Raw genomic sequence first — 24,169 nt, 5'->3', positions numbered from 1 at the left:
AGAACTGCGGGAGCTGCGTCGTAGCTCAGGGCCGCTGGGCGCGACCGTCGGGTGTCAGCCGAAGGAGCTGCTCATCGACGGTGAGAAGCTTCGTGTCGAGACGAACGGCGAGCTGGGCGTAGATCGCATCGGCCGCCTTCAAGCCCGTCTCGGCGGCGAGCTTGCCGTATCGGCGCGATGGCGCACTGCGATAGCACCGCGTCGACGTAGGCCTTCGCGTTCTGTACGTGACCTCGTGCTTCGTCAGGCTCGCGATGACCTCCGCCTCGAAGATGGCGGGCACCGTTGGCGCGTCCCTCGCGGTCAACACGCGCTTGATGCGCGGGCGAGTGATCTCGAAGTAGGGCTCGCGCGGACGGAGCGCCGAGACCGCGACGCATGCGTCGAGGACGAACTTCATCGACGATCGGCGAGCAGGCTCTCCACGGCGGAACGATCGTCCCCGAGCCCGTCGGCTTCGAGCTTCGTGAAGAGCGCGTTCACCTCCGCGGATGTCATGCCGCGCTTGGCCGTCCGCGGCTCTATGTCGAGCCTCACCTTCGCCGAAGCAGGCTTCGCGCGCGGTCCGTCTTTGCGGTTGAGTTTTGAACGTGCGGCGCTCGCCATGAAGGAAGTCTTGCACGTCTTGCGGGCGGTGCTAATTCGATCGTGTTGTAGAGAGTCGCCCGACCTGACCGCGGGCCACTCCTATGGCGTGCAGGGGCGTCCTCTGGGGCGTCCTCGGACGCGTACGAGAGACCAGGAATAGCGGACTCGAATTGCCCAAGGGTAGAGCCCCGCGGGACGCCACTCTAGGACGCCCGACACGTGGTCGCTCATCATCGTCGACACGCTCCGCGAGTGCATGCGCGGCGACGAGAACAACAGCGACAACGCGCGCCGCTTCATCGCGGGCTGCCGCGAGCTCGCCCGCGAGTGCGGATGCCCGATCATGATCGTGCACCACACGAACAAGGGAGGGGCGCACGGCGAGACGTGCAGCGCACGCGGGAGTGTGCAGCTCACCTGCGGGCCCCGATACCGTCGTGACGATCGACGCGAGCGGCGAGTATCCAACGGCGCACTTCGCCGTCCGCGACCACGCGCCCGTCGAGCCTGTCGGCTACAGCCTCAGCGTCGACCTTCGCGGCGCGGCGATCGAGCTGCGCGCCGCATGCGTCGGCAGCAACGACGGGATCAGCGAGGACGACGTGATGACGATCTTTGCGCGCACCCGCGGGACGGTCTCCCGCATGCCGGACCGCACCGGCCACCGCTCCTCGGGGCAGATCATGGGCTACAGACGGCGCGCCCGCGTGTGGGTCTTTCGCGGACCTGGGGTTTGCGGTACCTGAACTGAGGGCACTGCCCATGAAGTGCCCCAGAAAACACCTCGCACGGGTGGCGGAATGGCAGACGCAATGGGTTTAGGTTCCATCGCCGAGAGGCGTGCGGGTTCAAGTCCCGCCCCGTGCACCATCAACGAAATGCGCGCGCGCTGAACGTGGTTTCAGAGCGTCGCACACGCGCTCCGGTGGTCGGGCGGACCAGTGTGTAACATTTCGAGCTTACTGCCGATGAGACGTGCTCGGGGGGCACAATAAAACAACAGTGTCTCTCTGTGAAGACGCTCGCTCCGTTCGTTCTCGCCTCGCTCGTCGCCGCATGCGCCTCTTCCACCGCCGCGACGGAGACCGCACAAGACGCCGTCGAGCCCGCGACGGGGGGCTTCACGGCAGGCGCGACGGGCGCGGGGAGCGCGTCGTCGGGCGACTGCGTGAAGGATCCTTCGTTCTACGACGTGCCGGGCGACGGCTGCGACAACGACGATGACGGCACGGTGGACAACGCGCGTTCGTGCGACGACGTGGGCGGTGACGGCGCGACCGACTTCGCGCATGCGATCGGGATCTGTCACGACGCCGAGAAGGACGGCTTCGGGCTCGTTGGCGCAGAGTTCCTGCGCGGGTTCGACGACGCGAGCGCCCCGGAGCCCGCGCAGCACGGCGTCCTCTCGAAGTTCGGCGACGAGCTCCGCCCGCGTGAGGGCTCCCTCCTCGGCGTGCTCAGCACCGGCTTCGCGCAGGAGTTCAACGGCAAGAGCGGCCGCGCCTTCGCCGACGGTCAGAAGTGGTGGGGCTGGAAGACGAGCCGCACGGCGCTGCCGCCGGGGTATCCGAAGGCGACGGAGAACTGCAAGCAGCACGGTAACGTCGCCGACGTCATCGTCTTGAAGCTCACGCTCAAGGCGCCGAAGAACGCCGCGGGCCTGAAGTTCGACTTCGACTTCCATTCGAGCGAGTGGCCCGCGTTCGTGTGCTCGCAGTTCAACGACGGCTTCATCGCGTTTTTGACCTCGAAGGCGACGAACGACAACATCTCGTTCGACGCGAAGAACAACCCCGTCAGCGTGAACAACGCCTTCTTCGATCGCTGCACGCCCGGCGCCAAGACCGGCTGCGCGGGCAACGAGAAGGCGTCGGCGCTCTGCCCGGCCGGTCCGGACGAGCTCGCGGGGACCGGCTTCGGGCTCGTCGGTTTCGGCTGCGACGCGAAGAAGGCCACGAAGGGCGGCGCGACGGGATGGCTCACCTCTGCTGCGCCGATCGAAGCGGGCGAGACGTTCACCCTGCAGCTCGCGATCTGGGACACGGGCGACGCCAACCTCGACTCGAGCGTGCTCGTCGACAACTTCCAGTGGGTCGGCGCCGCGGTGCCGGAGCCGACGACCGAACGCGTGCGTTGAGACGCGTCAGCCGTCGAGCCCCGGCTATTTCGAGCCTCGTGCACCTACGAGCTCGACTCGCTGCGCCGCCAGCTCGACGCCGTGCGCCGCGAGTAGCTCGAGCGCGTGCGTCTGGAAGGCATCGCCGATGTTGAACTGGGCGCCGTAGTCGTCGATGAAGTTGATCATCTTGATCATGATCCAAGACTCCGTCGTCTCGATGACGAGCGGCACCGGGGCAGGCTCGCGCGCGATCCCCTTCGTCTCCAGCGCCGCCTGCGTGAGCTGCTTCTTCACGAGCGCGAGGTCGGCGTCGAGCGGCACGCGGAAGAAGTGTCCGCGCACGAACGGGCGCTCTCGGCCCGAGAAGTTGAGCACGAGCCCCTGCGCCATCGTCTTGTTCGGGATCGTGACGAGCTCCTCCCCGATCGCGAGGAGCAGCGTCGCGCGCCACGAGACCTCCAGCACCTGGCCGCTGATGCGCTCGCTCCCCGAGAGCACCTCGACCCAGTCACCGAGCCGAAAGGGGCGATCGAGCTGGAGTGAGATGCCGGCGAGGAGCTGTCCGAGCGTGTCCTGCAACGCGAGGCCCAGGACGACCGACAGCACCGCCGACGTCGCGAGGAGCGACGTCACCTCGATGAGGAAGATGGCGTGCAGGAGCACCCCGAAGACCACGACCGACGCCGCCACCGTGAAGACGTCCACCAGCAGCGCCGGAACGCCTTCGCGCTCGCTGCCGGCGAAGAGCCACTGGAAGACGAAGACGCGCGCGACGCGCAGGCCGGCGTTCATCCACGCCACGATCGCGACGAAGCCGGCGCCGACGGCGACCCACGCCGGTGCGTGAAGCCACTCCAGCACCTCGACGACGAGGCGGATCGCGCCGGCGAGCACGAGCGCGCTGCGCAGCGCGAGGAGCTGCGCCTCCATCAGCCGCCGCCGCGACGGGTTCCATCGACGCCGAAGCACCACCTCCACGAGCCACGCCGCGACCGCGACCGCCGCGACGGCGAGCACGAAGTGCCAGCGCGCGGTCGCCGAGCCACTGCACGGCGTTCACCAGGACGACGAGCACCACGACGACGGCCGCCATCACGCCGGGCTGGAAACGCTGGTAGCCGTAGCGGATGCCGAGGTCGCCCAAGCCGCCGCCGCCCACCGCGCCGGCCATCGCCGATGAGCCGACGAGGCTCACGACCATGACGGTGGTGGCCGACACGAGGCCGGGGACGGCCTCGGGCAAGAGGACGCGTGTGACGATTTGCCAGCGGCTCGCGCCGAACGAGCGCGCCGCCTCGATCGTCGCCGGGTCGATCTGCCTCAGCGCCTCTTCGTAGAGGCGCGCGACGAACGGCGCCGCGGAGAGCGCGAGCGGCACGATCGCCGCGGCCGTGCCGATGCTGGTGCCGATGAGCCAGCGCGTCAGCGGGATCACCGACACGAGGAGAGCTGCGCGGGGTAGGCGCTGGCCTTGTCGCCGAGGCGCACCCGCTCGAGGAGCTCGTCGACGCGGCGGGCGATCGTCGTTCGCGTGACGCCGGCGAGCTCGAGCGGGAGCGCGACGTTCTCGCGCACGGTGCGCCGGTGGAGCAGCGCGAAGTGCTGGAAGACCATGCCGATGCGCCGGCGGGCGCACGCGAGGTCGCGCTCTCCGAGCGAGGTGAGGACCTCGCCGTCGACCTCGACGGAGCCGCGCGACGGCCGCACGAGCAGGTTCAGGCAGCGCAGCAACGTCGACTTGCCCGCGCCGCTCTCGCCGACGACGGCGAGGCGCGCGGCGTGTCCGAGCTCGAAGCCCACGTCCTCGAGCGCGACGACGCGCCCGCGACTCGACTCATAGGTGCAAGACAGGCCCTCTACGCGGAGGATGGGAACGGACATACGGAAGCTCGATTCATGGTCAAGGGTCGGGTGGACGCGATCACGCGCGACGACACCGACACGAGCCATGACCGAGACCGAGATGGTCGAACGCGTCGACGAACATGCTCGCGACGTGATGTGCCGTCTTCGCGTCGTCGGGATAGTCGAGCTCGCGATAGAGGCGCGCGAGTCGCTCGACCTTCTCGAGGCGGAGCGTCGACGTCCGGAGCACCTCGACGTGCGCGAGGAAGAAGAGCGAGTAACCACGAAAGATGCGCGGCATCCGCTTGGGTGTGAGCTGCCAGAGCTGCTCCGTCAGCGCGAAGTACGGCTCCACCATCGCGACGACCGCGTGCTCGTGCTCGCGGAGACCTCGGCGCGCGTCCTCCGTCGTCCGGACACCGCTCGCGACGAGCATCTTCAGGAGGTAGTCCGGGTAGAACGGCTCGTCTCCCAGCTCCTTGCGGAGGGCGGAGGAGATCGCGGCGTCCAGCGTCTGCACCTCGGCGCACTCGAGGAGCGCGGCGAGCGAGAAGCCATCGAGTGGAACGGACGAGCCTGCGGCCTCGATCCGTTCGGGGAGTGAGCGCGCATACCGCTCGAGATCGCTGCGGATCGCGCCGAACTCCTGGTCGGCGAGCTCGAGGAGCCCCGCGAGACGGCTCAAGCGGCGCCGAACGGCGAGCGGGATCTGCTCCGTCGCCTTGTAGCCGAGGTCGTGCTCGATCTCGGCCCACGCGTGCTCGAGCACGGTCCGCACCTGCACCTCGAAGCACGCTCGCTCGGGGAGCGGCCCGCCGAGCCGGCAGACGTAGTGGAGGGAGCGGTAGCCGAAGTCCTCGCGCCTGCGCTTGTCGGTAGAGTGCCGGAGGTCGACCGGGAGGTTCGCCTCGACGAACTCGCCGACGCGGTCGACGGCGTCCGCGAAGTAGGTGATGACGCGCACCCCGACGAGGTCGGTGAGCGACCAGAGGTCGGTGTAGCTCCGATCCGGCCGCGCGAGCTTCCGTGCCAGGCTCTCGCGGTCCTTCGACCGCCACGCGACGGAGTGCACCTTCAGCGTCGGGTCGGACGCGAGCAGCTCACGCAGCTCGTCTGCGACCGCATCACCGCGCGCGCGAAGGATCGGCAAGACCTGGTCGTACTCCGCGAGAAGCGTTTCGCTCGACATGTGTCGTTCCAAGTGAAGTGGAAGAGCGGGCGGACGTCGAGTCCTCGCTGTGCGTGCTCGGGGAGCGGAGCTCGTGTTCATCGCGCCGTCGAGCCCCGGCTATCCGAGCGCGGCCTTGTTCGCGAGCAGGAAGTCGCGCACCGACGTCGGCGGTCGGCCGGTGAGGTCATGCACCGCTCGCGACGCCACCGCGAGCTGGCCCTTCGCGCCCGCGAGCTCGAACGACACGAGGAGCTCGGCGATCGCGCGCGGAAGCCCCGCCGCGACGTTCGCGGCGATCGACGCGTCGCCGCTCACCGCTTCGTACTCGACGCGCTTGCCCGTCACCTCGCTCACGATGCCCGCGAGCTCGAGCTGCGTCAGGGCCGCGGGGCCCGTGACGTCATGGATGGCGCGCCCTGCGAACGACGAGGCGAGCGCCGAGGCCGCCGCGCGTGCGCAGTCCTCGCGCGTCACGTACCCCACCGCGCCGCTGCCGTACGCGTTCGCGATCTTTCCGACCTTCACCGCGTGCGGCAGGTGGTGGAGCAGGTACTCCGCGTAGAGGTTGTTCCGCAGGATGGAGTGCCCGAGGCCGACCTCGGCGATGAGCTCCTCGGTGTTCCAGTGATCGGGGGCGATCGTCACGAGCGACTCTGGACCGGGGTTGGTCAACGACGTGTAGACGACGTGCTCCACGCCCGACGCCTTCGCCGCGTGGACCGCGGCGCGGTGCTGCTCGAAGCGCCGCCCGGGCCTGTCGAGCGCGTCGGTGCTGACGATCAGCGCCCGCGCGACGCCGCGGAACACGCGCTCGAGGGACGACGGCTCGTCGAAGCTGCCGGCGCGCACCTCGACTCCGCGCGCGGCGAGATCGGCGAGCTTGTCCGGTGTCCGCGTGCTCGCGACGATCGTGCGCCCGCGCCGCTCCTCGTGCGTCAGGAGGAGCTCGACGACGCGGCGGCCGAGGTGCCCGGACGCGCCGGTGACGAGGAGGGGACCGTCATGGTGGGTTGTCATGAGGGTGCATGATGCCGCGCCACGAAGGATGCGCAATTGCGTCTTCGGGAACTATATTGTTCCCAAATCGGAACGATGAGCCCGAGCCTCGACGATCTCTCGATCTTCCTCGTGGTCGCGCGTGCGGGGAGCATCTCCGCCGCGGCGACGAAGCTCCGTTTGCCCAAGTCGACGGTGAGCCGCGCGCTCGGGCGGCTCGAAGCGGCGCTCGGCGTCACGCTCATCCATCGGACGACGCGCCGCTCGCGGCTCAGCTCCGCGGGCGAAGCGCTCCTCGAGCAGGCCGCGCCTCTCGTCGGATCGCTCGACGAAGCGCTCGCGCGGATCCCTGGTCGTGAAGAGACGCCCTCCGGGCTCCTTCGCGTGACGTGCACGATCGACTTCGGCGCGATCGTCCTCGCGGAGCTCGTCTCCCGCTTCGTCGCGCGTCATCCGGCGGTCGAGGTGGAGGTCCACGCGACCAACGCGGTGGTCGACTTGATCGAGGGCGGCTTCGACCTCGGGCTTCGTTTCTCGCCGCGGCGCCGTCTCGGCGATTCGTCGCTCGTCGCGCGGCGCGTGGGCACGCTCCATACGCTGCTCGTCGCGTCGCCGAAGTACCTCGGCCGGCGCGGCGCTCCACGATCGCCGCGCGACCTCGGCGCCCACGACTGGGTCACGTACACCGGCGCCGAGTCGATCGTCCTCGAGACGCCGCGGACGGCGCGGCGGTTGGCGGCCCACGGTCGGATCCGTTGCGACGACATGTTCTTCGCCCGAGCGGCCGCGCTCGCGGGCGCGGGGCTGGCGAGCTTGCCCTCCTTCCTCATCGAGCCCGACATCGCCGCCGGAACGCTCGTCCGCCTGCTCCCCAAGTGGCAAGTCCCGAGCGGCGTCGTGTGGCTCGTCCATCCCGCGTCGCGGAACCTCCCCCCGAAGCTGACCGCCTTTCGCGATTTCGTGATCGAGGCGCTCTCACCGACCGCCGGCGCGCTCGTTCGGTGAGCGTCACCGGATCTCGATCGCGACCGCGGCGACGTTCTCGAGGGTGTGGCCCGGGAAGGCGACCTTGCCGCGCTCGACGAGGGTGGGGGCCGCGTCGACGCCGTGGGTGAGGACCGTCTTCGTGACGTCCGCGTCTTCGAAGCTCGACATGCCGTGCGTGAGGAGGAGGAAGACGTCGCCGCGCTCGAGGTCCTTCGTCACCACGTCGAGGTGGTGCGGGTCGCCCGGCATCCCGAGGATCCGGACGACGAGGCTCGGCGGGAGCTGCGCGAGGTGCTCGGGCGTGACGTCCGGGTGATGATGGAGGACCTCGTTGTAGAGCGTGTGCGCGTGCGTCAACGCCTCGAGGCGGCCGCGGCGCACGAGGAGCGCGCGGCCGTCGCCGACATGCGCGATCGTCGCCTTGCCGGCGGCGAAGATGGCGGCGGTCACGCACGCGCCCTCGCCGTGATGGAAGCCGCCGCGCTCCTCCGCGAGGCGCTGGATGTCCTTGCCGGCGCGGCGGAGGACGGCGGCGGGGAGATCGAGGAGGCGCGCGAGCTCCGCTTCGAGCACCGCCTGATCGCCGAGCGCGTCGGGGCGGCGATCGTGGAGCAGCTTCTTCACGCGGGCGCGGAGCTCGGCGCGATCGCCGATCGGGAGGCTCGAGAAGGGGCGGACGCGCGCGCCTGCGTCGGCGCCGTGCTCGGCGCGCCACCACACCTCCGCGAGGTCGTCGAGCATCGAGCTCGTGCGCTCGCGGAACGTGCTCGCGGCGAGGTCGGCGATGCGGTCCGCGATCGGCCGGCCGGAGCGCGCGCTGCCTACGCCCCGCGCGACGAGCGCGAAGGTGGCGGCGTCGTCGCGCAGATAGAGGACGCGTTGCTCGTCGTGTGCGCGACGCGGGCCTTCGTGCTGCGCGAACGCGCCGCGCGTCACGACCGGCTCGATCGACGGGAAGCGATCGGACATCATCGGTCGTCAGAAGGTGAAGGAGAGGCTCGGCGCGGCGGCCTTCTTGTTGCCCTTCCAGCTCGTGAACCCGATCGCGATGACGCCGGTCGTGATCGCGGCGAGCGCGGTGAACGCGAGGGCGACGTTCGCGGCGGACTGGCTGCTCCGCCCCGAGTCGCTCAGGTCCGCGCACTCCGGCGTGCTCGCGCGCGCGCATCCCTTGCTCTCGAAGTCGCCGTGCGTGCTCGAGGTCTGCACCATCAAGACGGCGGTGAGGCCCGCGAGCGCGAGGGTGACGCCGCCGGCGGCATAGACGACGACGGGCGAGACGCCGCCGCTCTCCTTGCTCGTCTTCACGGGCCGCGCGTCCTCGGTCGCGGTGGAGAGAGGTCGCGTGACGAGCGGCTGGTTCGCCTTCGTAGCCGCGACCTCCACCGTTTGGTCGGCGACGACGTCGACGACCTTCGTCTGCGCCGCGCCGCCGTCGACCTGGATGCTGACCGTGCGCTGGCCGATGCCGGTCCACGTGACGCGATCGACCGGCGCGGGGCTGTCGTCGATCTTGGCGTTGCAGGTCGAGCTCTTCGGACACGCGATGCGGATCTTGCCGGCGCGCGCGTTGAACTTGATGTGCGCGGCGGTGATGCTCGAGGCGAGGCCGGGCGGCGCGGGCTCGCGCTTGCTGCGCTCGAGGAGCTCGGCGCCGAGCGCGACGTCGTCGGCGTCGATCGCCGCGTCGAGCGCGGCCTGCAGCGCGGCGGCGGAGGGGGCGTATTCGTCGGCGCGCGCGAACTCCTCCGCCGCGCGCTGCATCTCGCCGTGCTTGTATGCGTCGAGCCCGCGGTCGTAGGCCTCCTTCGCGCGCTCGCGCTCCGCCGCGTCGCCTTCGGCGGCGGCGGCGGTGCCGGTCGCGAGGAGCGCCGCGAAGAGGGCGCCGGCGGCGCTGCGCGTCACTCTTCGGCGCACTTCTGGCCCAGCGCGCATCTCATGTCGCAGTCCTTCTTGCACTTGTTCGTGCAGGTCGCGCCGAGCGCGCACGTTCCCTTGCAGTCGTTGTCGTCGGAGCAGCTCGACGTCGTGCACGTCGAGCCGCCTTCGCAGGTGAAGTTGCACTCCGCCTCGCCCTTGCACTCGATCGTGCAGTTCGATCCGAGCCCGCACGTGAGCTTGCACTTGGACTCGTCGGTGCACGTGAGCTTGCACGTTTGGCCGAAGCCGCACGAAAACTCGCACGACGCCTTGTCCTTGCAGCGGCACTCGGCGCCGCAGGTGCCGTTCGGCGTGGTCGGTCCGCCCGCGTCGGTGGTCGGCCGCGGCGCGGCGGCGTCGCCGGGGGCGGGGCCGTCGCCGGGGGCGGGGCCGTCGCCGGAGCTCGAGGTGGACGATGACGTCGTCGGCGTGCGCGGCGCGTTCGAGGTCCCGCCGTCCCCCGTCGCGGCGACGTTCCAGTCGTACGAGCATCCGAAGAGGAGCCCGACGCCGCCGGTGACGATCAGCGTCACGAACCGACCGGTGTGCACCTGCGAAGCATAGCAGCTTTCACTGCTTCTTCAGGTTGCAGGGCGTGGGTACGCCGTTGACCGCGGCGCAGTTCACGTCGCACCGCGCGCCGCAGCGATCGGTGCAGTCCGCGCCGAGCGCGCACGTGCCGGTGCACCTCGGCGCGTCGTCGCAGCGCGACGTGCACTCCGAGCCGGCCTCGCACGCGAAGTTGCAGGTCGCCTTGTCCTTGCACGTGACCTCGCACGTCGACCCGAGCGGACAGGTGAACTTGCAGACGCTGTCGTCCTCGCACGTGATCTTGCACGTTCGGCGGAACGCGCACGTGAAGTCGCAGCTCTGGCCTGCCTTGCACGTGCACTCGTTCCCGCAGTTGCCGGTCCCGCCGTCGACGGTGGGCGCCGGCGGGACCGCGCCCGACGACGTGGCGCTCGCGTCGCCGGGCGACGACGGCGCCGGCGCGCCCGGCGGAGGTGACGTCGACGTTCCTCCGTCCGCGGGCGTCGAGGCGACGTTCCAGTCGTACGAGCAAGCGACCGCGCAGAGCGTCGACATCACGGCGAAGCGGCGAGGCACGGAGGAAAGATAGCAGCGCGCGTCGCGCCTCAGGAGTGGTAGGGGTTGGGAGGTCGGGGCGGGGTCCTCGACGGGAGGCTTCCATGCGTCGGATCGGTTTTGCGTTCGCTCTCATCGCCGCTCTCACCCCCGCTGTCTATGCGTGCGGAGGTGAAGAGCCGCCGCCCGCCGCGCCGCCTCCGCCCGCGCCGCCGCCTCCGCCGCCGCCCGCCACCACGCCGCCGCCCGAGCCGCCCCCGCCGCCGAAGTCGATGGCGGAGATGCAGAAGGAGGCGATCGCGGATGCGCTCAAGGGTCTGAACGGTCAGGACCCGAAGAAGTTCGCCGCGGTCTACGCCGACAACGGCGTCATCAGCGTCGCGGGCCTCAACGAGGTGAACGGCCGCGCCGCGGTCGAGCAGAACATGACGGAGTGGTTCGAGACCTTCAAGGACGTGAAGCTCGGCTTCTCGCGCGTCTGGGTGAAGGGCGAGACGCTGGTCCTCGAGTGGGTCATCAACGGCAAGCACCACGGCGAGCTCTTCGGCGTGAAGGGCACGGAGCAGCAGATTGGCCATTACGGCCTCTCGGTCGTGACGATGAACAGCGAAGGCAAGGTCGCGAGCGAGCACCGCTACGGCGAGCTCGGCACGGTGATGACGCAGATCGGCGGCGCGGGCGCGAAGGCGAAGCCGCGTCCGATCCCGGCCATCCCGGCGGCGCCGGAGACGATCATGTCGACGTCGACGCCGGACGAGGAAAAGAACGCGGAGGTCGCGAAGAACGTCCTCGGCGCGCTCGAGGCGGGCAAGAAGGAGGCGGACTTCACGGGCCTCCTCGCGGACGACGTGGAGCAGGACGGTCTTTTCCACCTCGAGATGTCGAAGGGCAAGGACGGCGCGAAGAAGTTCCACAAGAGCTTCACGACCGCGTTCCCGGACGCGAAGTTCGAGGTACAGAAGACGATCGCGGTCGCCGATTACGCGATCGTGGAGTCGGTCCTGAAGGGCACGCACAAGGGCGCGCTCGGCACCATCCAGCCGACGAAGAGGCCGATCGCGCTCCACCTCGTCGACATCTTCAAGATCAAGGACGGCAAGGTCGCGAAGGCGTGGACGTACCAAAACAGCCTCGAGATGCAGCAGCAGCTCGGCCTCTTCAACGTCGCCACCGCCGGCACGGTCCCGGCTTCACAGAAGCCCGCCGCGACGCCGGCGTCCGCCCCGCCGAAGCCCGCCACCGGCGGCGGAGGCGGCACGGGCGGCGGCACCGGAGGGGGAGGCGGCGGCGGCAAAGACACCGGCGGCGGCGGCGGCAAGGGCACCGGCGGTGGCGGCGGCGGTGGCGGCAAGAAGTAGCGCGCGCCCGACGCTCGCTCGTCACGAGGAGCACGTCGTAGCGCCCGGCGCTGGAGCGACACCGTTGCTCGTCGCGAGCCCGCGGCCCGACGCGCGCACGTCGCAGCGCGGACGCGCACGCAGCAAAGCACGTTGCAGCGCCCGGGCGCGCACATAGCAGCGCTGGTAGCGAGCACGTTGCAGCGCGGACGTGCCGCTAGCGAGCACATCGCGCGCGGACGCGCCGGTAGCACGTCGCAGTGCGGACGTGCCGATAGCGAGCACATCGCCGTGCCGGCGCATTGTGCTTGTTGCTTGTCGCGAGGAGCACGTCGTAGAGCACCGGCGTTCGTTGCACCATGCTCGTCGCGAGGAAGCCATGGCGCTGATAGCGAGCACGCCTTACCGCACTATTGTTGGAGCGAGGCGTGGGCCGTCGTCGAGCTTCGGCTCTAGCGAATACGCGCGGGATTAGTCGGGGAGGCGCGGTAGCTCGTCGAAGCGGATGTGGCCGGGGGTGGCGCGGCGCCAGCCGTGGGCGGCGAGCCATGTCGTTGGCTCGTGGAGGGGTGGGGCGCCGGGCCAGCGGGCGCGGGAACGCTCGACGAGCCGTTGCGGCGGGGCTGCGTTCGGAGCCCAGCCGGTGAACCAGGGGGCGGAGCTCTTGTCGTCGAGAAAGGAGAAGAATGCTGCGCGGAAGTCGCGTCGGCCGATGACGTGCTTTCGCGCGTTGAACAGGATGTAGACGAGCGCGTTGCGGACCTCCGTCGGCGTCGTGAGCGGGCGACGGTGATGACGCTCGCGAAACAGGCTCCCGCAGCGACCGGAGACGCGATTCACCGCGAACGCGATGCGCGAGAACAGGAGCTTCATTCCGCGTGCGAGCTCCTGCTTGTCGGCGCCCTCCACCATCAGGTGCAGGTGATCCTCCTGGATCGAGTACTGCACGACCTTCACCCCACGCTTCACCGCGCTCGCGATCTGCTCGACGATCGCCTCCGCCACGCGCTGCGAGCGAAAGCTGGGCGCGAGACGCACACGCTTCATCGACACGTGGACGGGGAACCGCTCCCGATGCTCCGGACGCGCCACGTGCGGAAGCATCCCCACACGCTCCGGTCGCGGTCGCCGGCCCAGCCGCGGCGCGTTCGACGGCCGCGGTGGACGCCGGTTCCGTTCCCCCACGCCATCGAGCTCGAGCTGCGCAGGCACAGGCGCAAGATGCGCTGAGCGTTTCGTCATTTGAATTCAGCATAGCAATAAATACGCGTGGATCAACCGGTCCGGGTGCAGATTTCGATCGTCTTGGGTGGGGAAAAACTGTGGACTGCCTCGGAATGCGTCGAAGGGACGCCCCGGAACCGGCGGCAACAGAGAGAGGAGACAGAGCGGATGCTTCGGTGCCCGGTGCCGGTGCGTCGATGAGTGGCCGGAAGTCGTGGGGGCGGAGAGATGGAGCATGTTGTTTGGCGCTGGTGCGTTCGAGGAGCGGCCGGAGGTCGGTGCGAGGCGGTACGGGATGGAGCGTGATGCGACTGGCGGGGGGCGGCTGGTCGCGGCGGGATGGTGAATTCGGCGCGAGGTGGGCGGGAGGCGGCGGGCTGTTTTGTTGACAATCTGGCGGGGTCGGCGCACAAGCGGAGGCGGAGCTGCGTCGTGAGCGATCTCAAGACTTTCGTGTTCGCTGCGGCGGTGCTCTCTGCGCTCGGGGGCGGCGCGTTCGCGTGCGGGGACGAAGAAGCGACCGTGCGGCCGCGGCTCGACGGGGGCGGCATCGACGAGCTCGACGGCGCGCCGAACGACGAAGGCGGGCCCGGGACCGGCGCGCTCGCGTGCGGCGCGGCGTTGCCGGAGACGTTCGAGAGCGTGGGGTTCGCGACCAACGCGGCGGTCGAGCTCGCGCTCGGGCAGCGCGTGCGCGAGCTCGACGCGGCGATGGCCGCGACCGAAGGGACCAGCACCGCGGTCGAGACCGCGGCCAACCTCGGCGCCATCTTCAACGCCGGGGCGCCGAGCCTTCGCACCGTCGCGACGACCTTCACGCAGACCACCGTCGACGGGTACCTCACCGCCTTCGGCGCGGCGGGCGGCAAGACGTGGGAGCCGACCGACGCCGAGGCGGACGGCGGCGCCGCGACCGGCGGCAAGTACGGGCAGCTCTTCTACGAGTCGCCCGTCGGCGTCGACCTCCGCGCCGCGATCGGCAAGGCGCTCCTCGGCGGCGCGCTCTACAACCACGTGCTCGGGTTGGTCGCGGCGCCCGTGAGCGCCGACGCCACCGTCGACCGTCTCGTCGCCGCGTTCGGAGCGAGCCCCGCGCTCGCGAACCGGACGGACCTCGACGCCGGCGTCGACGGCGACCGGCTCCTCGCCGAGCTCGCGTCGAAGCGGGACGACAAGTCGCTCCCCGCGCCCGGCATCTACCGGCGCATGCGCACCGCGATCCTCACGATGAAGGGCGGGCTCGTCGACGCGACGAAATGCCGGGCCGACATCGACGGCGCGGTCGCGACCTTCCTCCTCGAATGGGAGCGCGCGACGTACGCGAGCGCGATCTACTCGCTCGCCGCGGCGGGCGTCGCGGCGGCGACGGCGGATCCGACGAAGGGGCCCGTCGCGCTGCATGCCTACGGCGACGCGCTCGGCCTCATCCAGAGCTTCAAGGGGCTGCCCGCCGACAAGCGGCGGATCACCGACGCGCAGATCGACGCGCTCCTCACGAAGATCGGCGCCGATACGCCGTACAGGCTCGTGACCTCGCCCGGCACCCGTGTCCTCGCGCTCGGCGAGGCGATCAACGACATCGCGCTCTACGAAGGCTTCGACGCCGCCGCGGTCGAGGCCTTCAGGAAGAGCTTCTGACCTCGCGACATGCGGCTCGACGCAGTCCTCGCCAGGCTGATCGGCGCGAGCGTCGAGCGCGGGATCGATCACGGGATCGAGACGAGCGAGGAGCCGCGCGCCGCCGTCGCCGCCATCCTCCGCGAGCTGCCGGGGCAGCAGGGCGCGGAGCTCTTCTTCATCCGTCGCGCCGAGCAGACCGGCGATCCGTGGTCCGGTCACGTCGCGTTCCCGGGCGGACGGCGCGACCCCGACGACGCGAGCCTCCTCGAGACCGCGATCCGAGAGACGCGCGAAGAGGTCGGCATCTCGCTCGATACGTCGGACGTCGTCGCGCGGCTGCCCGACGTGCCCGCCTTCACCCGATCGAAGAAGGGACGCCTCGTCGTCTCCGTCTTCGTGTTCGCCGTGCGCGCCGACGTCGCGGTCGTGCCGAACGTCGAGGTCGCCGCGACGTTGTGGGTCCCGCTCGCGACGCTCATGGCCGGGGTCGGTCAATCGACCTTCGAGCTCGAGTACGACGGCAGGAAATACGACCTCCCGTTCCTCTACCTCGAGCCAGGAAAACCGGGAAAGCCGGGACAGCCGGGAGAGCCGGGCCAACACCGGCTCTGGGGCATGACGTATGGAATGCTGATCGCCCTCCTCGACGCGGTGAAATGACGTGTTAAGGTGAACGGGCGCCGGTAATCCCGGCGTTCTCATGCGCTCCTGATCCCCGTCTCGAAGCCCTTTGCCGAGAACGCGCGCGCCGCAGAGCCGCGCCCAATCAGGAGTCCATCAACATGTCCGTGCTGGAAGCACGTGGCATCGGCGTCGCGTTCGCGGCGGCGTTGCCCGTATTCGAAGGCGCGACGTTCGTGCTCGAGCCAGGCTTCTACGGCCTCGTCGGCGCGAACGGCGCAGGGAAGACCACGCTCTTGCGCGTCCTCGGCGCGCTCGCGCCGAGCGAGGGCAGCGTGCTCCTCCGTCCACCCGACGCGACCGTCGTCGTGTGCGAGCAAGAGGTGCACGCGCCGAACGCCGACGTCGTCGCGCTCGCGTCCGAGCCGACGGGCCTCGCGGCCGAGCTGCGCGGGCGGCTCGAGCTCGATCCGGACGCGCTCGCGCGATGGGCGACGCTTTCGCCCGGCGAGCGGAAGCGATGGCAGATCGGCGCCGCGCTCGCGCGTGAGCCGGACGTGCTCTTCCTCGACGAGCCGACCAACCACCTCGACGCCGACGCGCGCCGGCGTCTCCTCGGCGCGCTGCGGCGCTTCCGCGGGATCGGCGTCGTCGTCTCGCACGATCGCGAGGTGCTCGAGCTCTTGCCGCGCGCGATCCTCCGCGTCCACGCCGGCGCCGTCACGCTCTACGAAGGCACCTACTCCGCGGCGCGCGCGCAGTGGGAGGACGCGCGCGCCGAGCGCGAAGCGGCGCACGCGCGTGCGAAGGCGGAGGTGCGTAGCGTCGAGCGCCGCCTCGACGCTGCGCGGCGCACGCAGGTGTCGGCGGAGCGCTCCACCCACGCGCGCTCGCGGATGAAGGACCCGCGCGATCACGACGCGAAGAGCATGGGGCGCAAGGTCGTCGCGGGGTGGGCGGAGGCGCGCGCCGGGCGCACGGTGATGACCACCCGCGCCGAGCTCGAGCGCGCCCGCGCCGACGTCCCCACCATCGAGCGCGACCGTACGCTCGGTGGAAAGGTGTTCGCCGCCTACGAGCGCGCGCCGAGCCCGATCCTGTTCCATCTCGAGGCGGAGGAGGTGTGCGCGCGCGAAAGCGACCATGTCGTCCTTCGCGACGTGCGCGTCGACGTCGGACGCGAAGAGCGCGTCCGCATCGCAGGCCCCAACGGCGCGGGGAAGACGACCCTCCTCGAGGCGCTCCTCGCGACGAAGTCGACGAAGTCGCCCGCTCACGCCGCGAAGATCCTCCACTTGCCGCAAGAGCTCGAGCCCGCGGCCGTCGCCGCACACCTTGCGCGTCTGCGCGAATGCAGCGCCGAGGAGCGCGGTCGCGTCCTGTCGGTGTTCGCCGCGCTCGGCAGCGATCCCGAGCGCGTCCTCGGTCGCCACGGCGCTCTTTCGCCGGGAGAAGCACGAAAGATCGCGCTCGCGCTCGCGCTCGGCCTCCACGCCTGGGCGCTCGTGCTCGATGAACCTACGAATCACCTCGACCTCCCCACCATCGAGCGGCTCGAGTCCGCGCTCACGTCGTTTCCCGGTTGTGTCGTCCTCGTGACGCACGACGACGCGTTCGCGGCTCGCGTCACGACGAGGCAGCTCGTCGTCGGTCACGGCTCTTGCATCTCTACGTAGCGTTCGCCGCGCCTTCACGATAACGCAACAAACAACATGTAGTGTGCACTCATGATTCTCGGACTGAGCAGTAGGGCGGTCCTCGGAATTCTCGCCATCCTCGCGACCGGCTGCGCCGATCGGGGGCCGACGACGCCCCGTCGCGAAACGGACACGTACCGGCCACCGGTCGCGTACGACGCCAACGCGGTTGACGGGGGCGCAAGACTCGCAGGGTCGGCCGTCATCGTGACGATCGACGGGGTGCGATGGCAGGAAGTCCATGAGGGCACGGACCCGCATCGCTGGCGGTCGGCACCCATCGACGCGCGTACGCTGACGCCGAACCTACATGCGCTCGGCGAGCGCGCGGGCGCCTTCATCGGCGCGCCCGGCTACGGCACCATCGCGGCGACGGGGCCGAACTACATCTCGCAGCCCGGCTACGAGGAGATCCTCACCGGCCGCTTCTCCGGCTGCGATAGCAACCACTGTCCGCGCACCGTCCTCCCGACGCTGCTCGACGAGGCGCGGGCGGCGGGCGCGAAGGTCGCCGTGTTCGCGTCGTGGGAGCGCATCGATCTCGCGTCGACGGCGAGCCCGGGGGCCTTCTTCGTGTCGGCGGGACGACACGGCGACGACACGATCGCGCCATGGCCCGGCGTCGGCGACTACCGGCCCGACCGCATCACGAGCGAGGTCGCGCTCGCGTACTACGCGAAGGAGCGGCCCGACGTGTTCTACCTGAGCCTCGGCGATCCCGACGAGCACGCCCACCACGGCGACTACTCCGGCTACGTGAACGCGCTCCGCCGCGCGGACGAGACGCTGGGGCGGCTCCTCGAGCTCGTCGACGAGAACACGCACGTCGTCGTCACCGCCGATCACGGGCGCGCCGACTCGTTCGCCGATCACGGCTCGATGCCGGAGGCCGCTCGCGTCTGGATGGCCGCGTCGGGCCCGCGCTTCCTCGCGCGCGGCGCCGTCACGTCTCCGCACCCGCGGCGCCTCGCCGACATCGCCCCGACCCTCCGTGTCGTGCTCGGGCTCCCGTCCGACGTCTCGACCCGCTCCGGCGCCCCGATCGAGGAGCTCTTCGGCGAGGGCTGGCTCGCGAGCCACACGCCGTAGCGATCAGCAGGCGACGCCGGTGCCGCCGAGCCCGCAGTAACCGTCCGGGTTCTTGTGGAGGTACTGCTGGTGGTAGTCCTCCGCGTAGTAGAACTCGGGCGCGTCTTCGATCTCGGTCGTGATCTTCCCGTAGCCGGCCTCGCGGAGCTTCGCCTCGTACGCCGCCTTCGAGGCCTCCGCCTGCGCGCGCTGCTCGGCGTCGTAGACGTAGACGCCGGAGCGGTACTGCGTGCCGTGGTCGTTGCCTTGCCGCATCCCCTGGGTGGGATCGTGGCTCTCCCAGAAGACCTTGAGCAGATCGCCGTAGCTCACCTTGGTCGGGTCGAACACGACGCGGACGACCTCGGCGTGGCCGGTCCGGCCGGAGCAGACCTCGCGGTAGGTGGGGTTCGGCGTGGAGCCGGCGGCATAACCCACTTGCGTGGAGACGACGCCCGGCACGGTCCAGAATTTTCGCTCCGCTCCCCAGAAGCAGCCGAGGCCGAACATGGCCGTCTTCGTGCCTTCCGGGAAAGACGTCATGCTCGTGCCGAGGACCGCGTGCGTTCCCTTCGTGGACATCATGATGACCTTTCTACGCTGCAGACCCGCAAGGAGTATCGCTCGTAAAATTCCGATTTGCCGCGGTCCTGCGCCGCGCGGTGATCGGGATTCGCCTTCCACGCCGCGATGGCCTCGAGCGACTCCCAATAAGAGACCGTAATGCCGAATCCGTCGGCGCCGCGGGCGGCCTCGACGCCGAGGAAGCCCGGCTGTTCCTTCGCGAGCTCGACCATCCGGTTCGCGACTTCGGAATATCCTTTTGCGTCCGGGCGGAGCTGGCTGCTGAACACGACCGCGAAGACGTGCTGCGCGCTCCGCGGATCCGGCGGCGCGACCGGCGCCGTGCGCGCCCGCACCTCCGCGCGCGCGGCCTCCTCCCACTCCTTCATCGCCGGGAGCGCGAGCATCGTCTCGTACCAGGCGCGCGCCGCGGGCGGCACGATCGGGACGCCCCAGCTGCGGAAGCGGAAGACGACCGGCGCGAACATCGCGTCCGCGATCGAGAAGCGGCCGAACAGGAACGGGCCCGCGGCGCCGAAGCGCGTCCGGCAGTCCTCCCAGATCGCCTGCACGCGGTCGACGTCGGCGCGCGTCTCGGCCGAGAGCGTCTCCTTCGGCGCGCGCGAGACGACGTCCATGTAGAGGTCCTTCCGCATGCTCGCGAAGCCGGCGTGCATCTCGCACGACACCGCGCGCGCGACCGCCCGCGCCGCGACGTCGTCGGGCCACAGCTTCGCCTCGGGGTGGAGCTCCGCGACGTACTCGCAGATCGCGAGCGACTCGGAGAGGACGAGATCGCCGTGGCGCAGCGCGGGGACGCGTCCCGACGGCGAGAGGTCGACGATCGCGTCGCGCCAGCCCGGCGTCGCGAAGAGCATGACGTGCTCCTCGAACGGAACGCCGGCCTGACGGAGCGCGAGCCACGGCCGCAGCGACCACGAAGAGAGGTTCTTGTCGCCGAGGACGAGGCGGAGCGTCACTCGCCGATCCGGAACTGCGCCCCGAAGCCGAACCCGATGATGTCGAGGCCGACCTCGTCGATCGCGGGCGCGAAGACCTGGAACTTGAGGTCCAACATCTGCAATGCCTGGTAGCCGAGGCCGAAGCCGGCGAGCAGGTTCACGTCGTGATCGCCGAACGGTCCGCCGGGATCGATGATGCGGATCGCCGCCATCGGTCCGAGCCAGAGCTTCTCCGACGTCTGGAACCAGAAGTAGCCCGGCATCGTCACGCCGTTGAACGCGCCGCCGCTCCGGGAGATGACCGGGATGTACGCGCCCGTGTCGATGCGGAGGAAGTCCGAGGCGTGGAAGGCGAGCGGGACGCCGAACATCATGCCGAAGCGCGTCCCGCTCTCGACCGGGAGGAACACGCGCCCGTCGAGGCCGACCTCGGCGATGCTGCCGCTGTACGCGACCCAGCGGACGCGGAGCTCGGGGTTCGCGAACGTGTCGCTGCCCGTGCCGTAGGTCTCCGTCCAGAGCGTGCGGCCGTAGCCGTCGGCGCCGGTGAAGCGGCCGTCGTCGCCGAAGCGGATGCCGGTGCGGAGCCCGAGCTCGAGGTTGTCGGTCACGCCGAGCGCACCTTCGAGGTTCAAGCCCGCGCCGGTGATGCTCGGGGTGAGGTTGGTGTCGGTGTGGCCGACGCCGAGGCCGACGTCGCCGGCGAAGACGAGGCGATGGAGCGTCATCGGACGATCGACCCAGCGCTCGGCCGCGTCGCTCGAGCGCGGGGCGAAGAGACCGGCCGCGATGACGGCAGCGAGGAGGAGGCGACGCATGGGGCCGAACCCTAGGACGTCGCCTTCGCCGGTTCAATCGCGCCCGTTCTGCGCCGGCGAACCAGGAGCACGATCGCGAGGACGACGATGCCGATCGAGAAATATTGCGCGAAGGTGAGGCCGCCCTGGCGCGCCTCCCCGCTGGGGCCCTCCGACGCACGGAGGAAATCGAGGATGAAGCGGACCGGGCCGTACACGAGCGACGCGATGATCGTGTAGTTGCCCATCGGGACCGGCTTGTTCCACATCCGCGCGAACGCCAGCGCGAGCGGGCCGAGCACGAGCACCTCGAGGAGCCCGAGGTCGTAGCGGAGGTCGGACGCGCCGGTGACGAGGTGGACGGGACCGAAGACGTGGTGGACGCCGTCGCTCGCGTCGCGCGGGAAGCCGACCGCGAAGAGCGAGCCGAGCGTGCCGGGGACCGCGGACGCGCCGACGTGATCGTGGATGAGCGCGCACCCGACGCGGCCGAACGCGAAGGGGATCGGCCACGTCGCGAGGACGACCTCGGTGAGCGGGAGGAGCGCGTGCGGCGTCTCGCGCTTCGTGAGCTTCCAGCCGCGGAGGTCGTAGCGCGTCCAGAAGAAGCCGCCCAGGAACGCGCCGGCGATCGCGCCGGTGGAGCTGAAGCCTTGCAGCGCGGAGACGCCCTGCTCGAGGTGGTCCAGCCGATAGAAGAGGACGTCGACGAGCCACGCGAAGAACCAGCCGAACACGCCGAGCAAGATGAAGCACACGCGGAAGTCCCCGCGGTCGTAGCCACGCTTCACCGCGAAGCGCATCATCGCCCACTCGCCGACGAAGAACGCGATCGCGACCATGATCCCGTAAGGATGGAACGGTGCCAGCTTGCTGTCGTCGATGCCGATGAACGGGATCACGCCCCCGCGTTTATCACATCGCGGCGCGGATCACTTCGCCGCGCGGGACTCGACCGCGCGGATGGCGTCGTCGAGCTCGTCGTCCTTGCGCAGGCACGACCAGCAGTCCTTCGCGCGGAAGAGGCCGCAGCCCGTCTTCTCGCGCAGCGGGCGGAGGAGCGGCAGGCACCGCGCGTCGCCGCTCTCGTGCGCGCGCCGGAGGAGGTCCCGCACGCGCGCGCAGTCTCGTCCGGCCGCCTTCAGCTCGAGGTAGATCGCCGCCGCCGGCGACGCGCGGCGGCGCACGTCGGCCTTCGCGAGCGCCTTCACCGCGCGGCTCCGCGGCGGCTTCATCGTCGCGAGCGTGATGAGGCCGTCGACCCCGCGCGCGCCGAGGGCGCCTTCGAGGAGCGCGTAGGCCTCCTCTACCGTCTCGGTGTTCAGCGCGGCGGCGACGACGCCCTTCTCGATCTCGTCGTCGACCGCGGCGGGATCGAGCTTCTTCACGACCGCGAGCATGTCGGCGTGCCGCCCCGCGGCGGCGAGGGCGCGCGCGAGCTCGGCCTGCACCGCCGCGTCGTCGGGGTACTCCTTCGCGAGCGTCTCCAGCGCGCCGGCGCCCGCCGCCCTCGCGTTCGTGATCTGCACCGCGGTGGCGTGCGTCGGACGCGGCGGCGGCGCTTCGACGCCGGCCTCGCGCGCGGCGGCGGTGGGCTTTCCGTCGTGCGACGCGAGCGACACGATGACGACGGCGACGAACGCGACGATGAAGAAGGGCGCGCCGAGCACCGCGTACGCGAGCGGCCGCGGCAGCTCGTCGAGCGGCCCGAGCTTGACCCCCGGGATCAGGCTCTTTCGCGGCGCCGCGTGCATCGTCTTCGCTTGCTGCGCGAGGGACGAGACGTCCGACTCGCTCGCGAGCCCGTACTCGGTCTTCGCGAGCGCGTCGGTGTTCTTCCAGCCGCTCGGAGGCGCGGGCGGCGCGGGCGGCGTGGGATCGGACGTGCGATCGACGAACCTCCCCGACGCGAGGTGCGGGAGCGTCAGGTTGGAGGCCGCCGCCGCTGCTTCGATCTCGGCGCGCACCGTCGCCGCGTCGCCGGGCCGGTCCGCCGCGACCTTCGCGAGCAGCCGCATCACGAGCGCTTCGATCGGCTCGGGGACGAAGACGTTCGGCACGCGCTCGCGCATCCGCGGGACCGGCGCGACGATGTGCATGCTCAGGATCGCCGTGCGCTCCGCGGCGTCGAACGGGATCTTCCCGGTGAGCATCTCGTAGAGCATGACGCCGAGGGAGTAGAGGTCCGCGGGCGGGCCGGCCGGATCGCCGGCCGCTTGCTCCGGTGACATGTACTCGGGCGTGCCGAGGATCGTGCCGTAGCGCGTGACGATCTGCTTGCCGTCCTTCGACGACGCCTCGAGCTTCGCGATCCCGAAGTCGAGCACCTTCACGAAGTCGGGATCGCCGTCCTTCGTGACGAGCATGATGTTGTCCGGCTTGAGGTCGCGATGGACGATGCCGGCCTCGTGCGCCTTCTCGAGGCCGAGCGTGATCTGGCGGGCGACGTGGAGCGCGCGCTCGGGCGCGAACGGACCGTCCTCCATCGCGTGGCGGAGGCTCTTGCCCTCGATGTACTCGAGGACGAGGAAGAAGGAGCCGTCGCTCGCCTGCCCGAAGTCGGTCGCGGCGGCGACGTTGGGATGGTCCACGCGCGCGGCCGCCTGCGCCTCGCGGCGGAAGCGCCCGAGGATCTCTTCGTCCTCGCTCAGGTCGTGATGCAACAGCTTCAGCGCAACGCGCTTGCGCATCATCATGTGCTCGGCGAGGAAGACCGCGCCCATGCCGCCCTCGCCGAGGAGCTTCGTGAGCCGGTAGCGGTCCGCGACCACGCTGCCGACGAGGCTGAGGCTCGCCGAGGACGCTTCCATCGCGCTCGAAGAAGGCTACGCGACCAAGCGAGCGCGAGCAATGCACGCCGGCGATCTCAACCGCTCGGAATTACGCTGAAATCAGAGTGTCTGAAAATATCCTACACGTAGGCATTGACGAGCATGCCTACACGGTGAGATATGGGCGCCAACAAACCCGACGCGTGCTCGCACAGCGTCATCGATCCCGCACTTCCGCGAGGTATCCCATGTCGATCAAGTCTGCTTCCGCCCTTGTCCTTCTCTCTCTCGGTCTCTTCGCCGGTGGCTGCGCTGCCCCGGCGACCGAGCACGCCGCCACGAGCGACGACGCGTTCGAGACCGACCTGAAGAACGACTTCCAGAGCGGCGAGTTCAAGCTCTACGCCGATCCCGAGACCGAGCCGCTCCCCGAGTGCGACGTCCACACCCGCCTCGTCCTCCGCTCGAAGGGCGGCCGGCCCGTCGCCGAGATGCGCGACCTCGTCGCCGGCTTCTGCGAGATCTACGTCGAGCCGAACGCGCGTGAGTTCGCGCTCGAGTACGAGATGGACCGCTGCGGCTCGATGACGTTGAGCGGCGAGGCGATGGTGCGCGGCCAGAAGCGCCACATCGCGATCACCGACCACCGCCAGCGCCTCTGCTACGACCACCAGCCGTCGATGCTCGTCGTCGACGAGTACGACGCGCTCGGCAACGTCACGACCCGCTTCGCGGGCCGCTGATCACGACCGTGGAGTAAGCGATCGCCACGCGCCCGTCGGCGGCGTGGCGATCG

Annotated in this window: 24 protein-coding genes, 1 tRNA gene and 2 pseudogenes; 10 read left to right on the top strand and 17 right to left on the bottom strand. The window is 70.2% G+C overall.

Annotated features, from left to right (window positions below):
* Positions 1–25 precede the first annotated feature (25 nt).
* Together KF837_36165 and KF837_36160 are read right to left on the bottom strand one after the other, a co-directional pair.
* Positions 26–400, bottom strand: a complete 375-nt coding sequence (locus KF837_36165; protein ID MBX3232815.1) for a PIN domain-containing protein — start codon at positions 398–400, stop codon at positions 26–28.
* Positions 397–606 carry a hypothetical protein gene (locus KF837_36160; protein ID MBX3232814.1) on the bottom strand — a complete coding sequence of 70 codons (210 nt, stop codon included), beginning with the start codon at positions 604–606 and terminating at the stop codon, positions 397–399. Before KF837_36160 ends, KF837_36165 begins: the two co-directional genes overlap by 4 nt.
* A 238-nt stretch (positions 607–844) precedes the next feature.
* Between KF837_36160 and KF837_36155 the strand changes: the two genes are divergently transcribed.
* The 3 genes from KF837_36155 (at position 845) to KF837_36145 (ending at position 2,725) form a co-directional block, all read left to right on the top strand.
* A complete protein-coding gene (locus KF837_36155; GenBank protein MBX3232813.1) occupies positions 845–1,339 on the top strand; it encodes an AAA family ATPase in 495 nt (164 codons plus the stop codon).
* A 35-nt stretch (positions 1,340–1,374) separates the two neighbouring features.
* Positions 1,375–1,458 (top strand) — tRNA-Leu (locus KF837_36150).
* 142 nt (positions 1,459–1,600) lie between these two features.
* On the top strand, positions 1,601–2,725 hold the full coding sequence (locus KF837_36145; protein MBX3232812.1) for a choice-of-anchor L domain-containing protein: 1,125 nt from the start codon (positions 1,601–1,603) through the stop codon (positions 2,723–2,725).
* A 24-nt stretch (positions 2,726–2,749) separates the two neighbouring features.
* On the opposite strand, the gene KF837_36140 is transcribed toward KF837_36145, so the two are convergent.
* The 5 genes and pseudogenes from KF837_36140 to KF837_36120 all read right to left on the bottom strand — a co-directional run bounded on the left by KF837_36140 (position 2,750) and on the right by KF837_36120 (position 6,740).
* Positions 2,750–3,724, bottom strand: coding sequence for a mechanosensitive ion channel (locus KF837_36140; protein ID MBX3232811.1), 975 nt, complete (start codon positions 3,722–3,724; stop codon positions 2,750–2,752).
* 13 nt (positions 3,725–3,737) lie between these two features.
* A pseudogene (locus tag KF837_36135) lies at positions 3,738–4,154 on the bottom strand (ABC transporter permease subunit).
* A complete protein-coding gene (locus KF837_36130; GenBank protein MBX3232810.1) occupies positions 4,139–4,588 on the bottom strand; it encodes an ATP-binding cassette domain-containing protein in 450 nt (149 codons plus the stop codon). The pseudogene KF837_36135 and the gene KF837_36130 overlap by 16 nt, the downstream one beginning before the upstream one ends.
* Before the next feature lie 40 nt (positions 4,589–4,628).
* Positions 4,629–5,741 carry a hypothetical protein gene (locus KF837_36125; protein ID MBX3232809.1) on the bottom strand — a complete coding sequence of 371 codons (1,113 nt, stop codon included), beginning with the start codon at positions 5,739–5,741 and terminating at the stop codon, positions 4,629–4,631.
* 99 nt (positions 5,742–5,840) lie between these two features.
* Complete coding sequence (locus KF837_36120; protein MBX3232808.1) at positions 5,841–6,740, bottom strand: SDR family oxidoreductase; 900 nt, start codon at positions 6,738–6,740, stop codon at positions 5,841–5,843.
* A gap of 75 nt (positions 6,741–6,815) precedes the next feature.
* On the opposite strand from KF837_36120, the gene KF837_36115 reads away from it, so the two are divergent.
* Positions 6,816–7,724 (top strand): LysR family transcriptional regulator, encoded by a 909-nt coding sequence (locus tag KF837_36115; GenBank protein ID MBX3232807.1) that lies wholly within the window; start codon positions 6,816–6,818, stop codon positions 7,722–7,724.
* Positions 7,725–7,727: 3 nt separating this feature from the next.
* On the opposite strand, the gene KF837_36110 is transcribed toward KF837_36115, so the two are convergent.
* From KF837_36110 to KF837_36095, 4 genes are read right to left on the bottom strand one after another with little or no spacing between them, the layout of a single operon-like run.
* On the bottom strand, positions 7,728–8,678 hold the full coding sequence (locus tag KF837_36110; protein MBX3232806.1) for a hypothetical protein: 951 nt from the start codon (positions 8,676–8,678) through the stop codon (positions 7,728–7,730).
* Positions 8,679–8,684: 6 nt separating this feature from the next.
* Positions 8,685–9,611, bottom strand: coding sequence for a hypothetical protein (locus KF837_36105; GenBank protein MBX3232805.1), 927 nt, complete (start codon positions 9,609–9,611; stop codon positions 8,685–8,687).
* Positions 9,608–10,177 carry a hypothetical protein gene (locus KF837_36100; GenBank protein ID MBX3232804.1) on the bottom strand — a complete coding sequence of 190 codons (570 nt, stop codon included), beginning with the start codon at positions 10,175–10,177 and terminating at the stop codon, positions 9,608–9,610. The genes KF837_36105 and KF837_36100 overlap by 4 nt, the downstream gene beginning before the upstream one ends.
* 19 nt (positions 10,178–10,196) lie before the next feature.
* Positions 10,197–10,733: a hypothetical protein gene (locus KF837_36095; GenBank protein MBX3232803.1), complete on the bottom strand. Its 537-nt coding sequence runs from the start codon at positions 10,731–10,733 to the stop codon at positions 10,197–10,199.
* An 83-nt stretch (positions 10,734–10,816) separates the two neighbouring features.
* On the opposite strand from KF837_36095, the gene KF837_36090 reads away from it, so the two are divergent.
* Positions 10,817–12,070 carry an ester cyclase gene (locus KF837_36090; GenBank protein MBX3232802.1) on the top strand — a complete coding sequence of 418 codons (1,254 nt, stop codon included), beginning with the start codon at positions 10,817–10,819 and terminating at the stop codon, positions 12,068–12,070.
* Between the two features lie 450 nt (positions 12,071–12,520).
* Here the strand turns inward: KF837_36090 and KF837_36085 are convergent, their stop codons facing one another.
* Positions 12,521–13,096, bottom strand: a complete 576-nt coding sequence (locus KF837_36085) for a transposase (GenBank protein ID MBX3232801.1) — start codon at positions 13,094–13,096, stop codon at positions 12,521–12,523.
* A 609-nt stretch (positions 13,097–13,705) separates the two neighbouring features.
* Between KF837_36085 and KF837_36080 the strand changes: the two genes are divergently transcribed.
* From KF837_36080 to KF837_36065, 4 genes are all read left to right on the top strand, one after another.
* Complete coding sequence (locus KF837_36080; protein ID MBX3232800.1) at positions 13,706–14,911, top strand: hypothetical protein; 1,206 nt, start codon at positions 13,706–13,708, stop codon at positions 14,909–14,911.
* A gap of 9 nt (positions 14,912–14,920) precedes the next feature.
* Positions 14,921–15,553 carry a CoA pyrophosphatase gene (locus KF837_36075; GenBank protein MBX3232799.1) on the top strand — a complete coding sequence of 211 codons (633 nt, stop codon included), beginning with the start codon at positions 14,921–14,923 and terminating at the stop codon, positions 15,551–15,553.
* A gap of 122 nt (positions 15,554–15,675) precedes the next feature.
* Complete coding sequence (locus KF837_36070; protein MBX3232798.1) at positions 15,676–17,190, top strand: ABC-F family ATP-binding cassette domain-containing protein; 1,515 nt, start codon at positions 15,676–15,678, stop codon at positions 17,188–17,190.
* A gap of 243 nt (positions 17,191–17,433) precedes the next feature.
* Positions 17,434–18,300 carry an alkaline phosphatase family protein gene (locus KF837_36065; protein ID MBX3232797.1) on the top strand — a complete coding sequence of 289 codons (867 nt, stop codon included), beginning with the start codon at positions 17,434–17,436 and terminating at the stop codon, positions 18,298–18,300.
* A gap of 3 nt (positions 18,301–18,303) precedes the next feature.
* Here KF837_36065 and msrA read toward each other — a convergent pair whose 3' ends face one another.
* From msrA to KF837_36040, 5 genes and pseudogenes are all read right to left on the bottom strand, one after another.
* Entirely contained in the window at positions 18,304–18,864 is a 561-nt protein-coding gene (gene msrA / locus KF837_36060) for a peptide-methionine (S)-S-oxide reductase MsrA (protein MBX3232796.1), read from the bottom strand.
* A 335-nt stretch (positions 18,865–19,199) separates the two neighbouring features.
* Positions 19,200–19,823: pseudogene (locus tag KF837_36055) on the bottom strand (glutathione S-transferase family protein).
* On the bottom strand, positions 19,820–20,623 hold the full coding sequence (locus KF837_36050) for a hypothetical protein (GenBank protein MBX3232795.1): 804 nt from the start codon (positions 20,621–20,623) through the stop codon (positions 19,820–19,822). Before KF837_36050 ends, KF837_36055 begins: the two are co-directional and overlap by 4 nt.
* An 11-nt stretch (positions 20,624–20,634) precedes the next feature.
* Entirely contained in the window at positions 20,635–21,504 is an 870-nt protein-coding gene (locus KF837_36045) for a prolipoprotein diacylglyceryl transferase (GenBank protein MBX3232794.1), read from the bottom strand.
* A 30-nt stretch (positions 21,505–21,534) separates the two neighbouring features.
* A complete protein-coding gene (locus tag KF837_36040; GenBank protein MBX3232793.1) occupies positions 21,535–23,412 on the bottom strand; it encodes a serine/threonine protein kinase in 1,878 nt (625 codons plus the stop codon).
* A 209-nt stretch (positions 23,413–23,621) separates the two neighbouring features.
* Here KF837_36040 and KF837_36035 point away from each other — a divergent pair, with 209 nt between their 5' ends.
* Positions 23,622–24,116, top strand: coding sequence for a hypothetical protein (locus KF837_36035; protein ID MBX3232792.1), 495 nt, complete (start codon positions 23,622–23,624; stop codon positions 24,114–24,116).
* Positions 24,117–24,169 lie beyond the last annotated feature (53 nt).

This window comes from Labilithrix sp., from assembly GCA_019637155.1.
In the GTDB taxonomy this organism is placed as follows: Bacteria; Myxococcota_A; Polyangia; order Polyangiales; family Polyangiaceae; genus Labilithrix.
Note: the sequence above shows the minus strand (reverse complement) of the source record. Positions and strands in the feature narration are given on the sequence as shown.